This is a genomic window from Mucilaginibacter sp., assembly GCF_036383575.1.
Classification (GTDB): Bacteria; Bacteroidota; Bacteroidia; order Sphingobacteriales; family Sphingobacteriaceae; genus Mucilaginibacter.
In genome coordinates this window covers 1-1,735 of record NZ_DASVOB010000337.1, presented here as the reverse complement: position 1 = coordinate 1,735, position 1,735 = coordinate 1, and the positions used below count along the sequence as shown (strand labels likewise).

The window sequence follows — 1,735 nt, the reverse complement described above, 5'->3', positions numbered from 1 at the left end:
GGCAAATGAGCCATAAATTTCGGGGTTAAGATTAATGGCCAGCGCTTTTTGTTTGGTCCCAATATCTTTATTGTGAATGGCATTCATACCCATTAAATTATTATAGTTTACTGTTACCAGTAGTATAACCTTGCTAAGAAGACCTAAAATTACACTTTTTTAAGCGAATGCGATGTTAAGAATGTATTACAAAATGCACGGAGCCCCGTTTTATTACTTTCAGAAAATAAATTAATGTGTTTTTGACAGGTTATCGGCTGGTAATAATGTGTTGATAGTCTGGGTAATTCATTCAGCTGCAGGTTTACTGAACAGGCAGGGACAGGCTGAAATAAAAATGAACAATCTGAACACCTCTTTTTTGTAGTTCTTCTGTTTAAATTTATATGAAAGCAAAAACCTTAAACCATATGGTATTTAAATCCCTTTCAGAAATGGATCTAAAAAGCGGGCAAGTTGACGTTTCTTTTATGTCGATGTCCGGCAAGTATGGTTCGGCCGTATTTGCAAATAAGGTAACGAAGCAGGTATATCATTGTAAGTTTGTTGCTATCGATTCTAAATACCGGATAACTGCTGTAATGACAAAAGGAAAGTCATGGTTCGGTTACGAAGGCCACCTGATGGCCGCAAGGATGCTCAATTGCCCCTCCGGTGATGTTGCCATACTGAGGGTGATCAGCAATTAAAACTCCCATTCCCCTATAACACAAAACCATCTCAAAAAATAATTAAAAACACTTGCGTAGTTAAATGGCTACATTTATATTTGTAGTCAAATAGCTACACGATGAATTTACGACGAGATGTATTCCAGGCCATAGCCGACCCTACCCGAAGGGCTATTCTTTTACTGGTTGCCACGCAATCAATGACCGCCGGTGTGATCGCTTCAAATTTCGACACCGCCCGTCCCACTGTTTCCAAACACCTGCAAATACTTACCGAGTGCGAACTGCTTAAACAGGAGCAGAACGGCAGGGAGATCTATTATCATATTAATGCAGAAAGAATGAAAGACGTAGCCGACTTTATCGAGCCCTTCCGCGCAATGTGGGAAGACCGCTTCAACAAATTAGAAACCATCATGAAAAACTATAAAGGCAAATAACATGGAGAAGAAAACAAAAATTGATGCCGAAAATGGCAAACAGGACCTAACCATAACACGGGTATTTGAGCTGCCGGTAGAGCTGCTTTTTAAAGCCTATATAGAGCCCGAAATTGTGGAGCAATGGATGGGAACAAAAGTGCTCAAGCTTGAAAATAAAAAACACGGCAGCTGGCAATTTGAAACAAAAGATCCGCATGGCAATGTAGTTTTCAAGGCCAACGGAACCATCCATGAATTTATTCCTGATCAAAAGATCACCCGCACGTTTGAAATGGATAACGCGCCTTTTGATGTGCAGTTGGAGTTCCTGGAGTTTGAAAAGCTTACCGACGATACCAGCAAGCTTAATATGCATGTAGTTTACAGAACGGCCGAACTCAGGGATCAGATGCTGAAGCTGCCATTTGCCTATGGTATAAACATGGCGCATAACAGGTTACAGGAAGTATTAAACAAATTGAAATAACACAGCATCATGAAGCGGAATAAAATTATCTACTGGATAGCTACCATCTGGCTGGCTTTAGGAATGATATCAACCGGAATGGTGCAGCTATTAAAAGCGAAAGCCGGGGCAGGAGGGGCCGATAGCCTTGCCCATTTAGGCTATCCGGGCTATTT

3 protein-coding genes are annotated in these 1,735 nt (G+C 41.0%); all 3 read left to right on the top strand.

Annotation, left to right across the window (positions count from 1 at the left end):
* The first annotated feature begins 386 nt into the window (after positions 1 to 386).
* Complete coding sequence (locus tag VF500_RS11540) at positions 387 to 689, top strand: hypothetical protein (protein WP_330859809.1); 303 nt, start codon at positions 387 to 389, stop codon at positions 687 to 689.
* Between the two features lie 101 nt (positions 690 to 790).
* On the top strand, positions 791 to 1,111 hold the full coding sequence (locus VF500_RS11535; RefSeq protein ID WP_121232792.1) for an ArsR/SmtB family transcription factor: 321 nt from the start codon (positions 791 to 793) through the stop codon (positions 1,109 to 1,111).
* A 1-nt stretch (position 1,112) separates the two neighbouring features.
* A complete protein-coding gene (locus tag VF500_RS11530; protein WP_330859807.1) occupies positions 1,113 to 1,580 on the top strand; it encodes an SRPBCC family protein in 468 nt (155 codons plus the stop codon).
* Positions 1,581 to 1,735: the final 155 nt, after the last annotated feature.

What these genes read in the sequence shown, in the direction of transcription:
- VF500_RS11540 (WP_330859809.1), top strand. Translation starts at nt 387, where the DNA reads ATGAAAGCAAAAACCTTAAACCATATGGTATTTAAATCCCTTTCAGAA.
- VF500_RS11535 (WP_121232792.1), top strand. Translation starts at nt 791, where the DNA reads ATGAATTTACGACGAGATGTATTCCAGGCCATAGCCGACCCTACCCGA.
- VF500_RS11530 (WP_330859807.1), top strand. Translation starts at nt 1,113, where the DNA reads ATGGAGAAGAAAACAAAAATTGATGCCGAAAATGGCAAACAGGACCTA.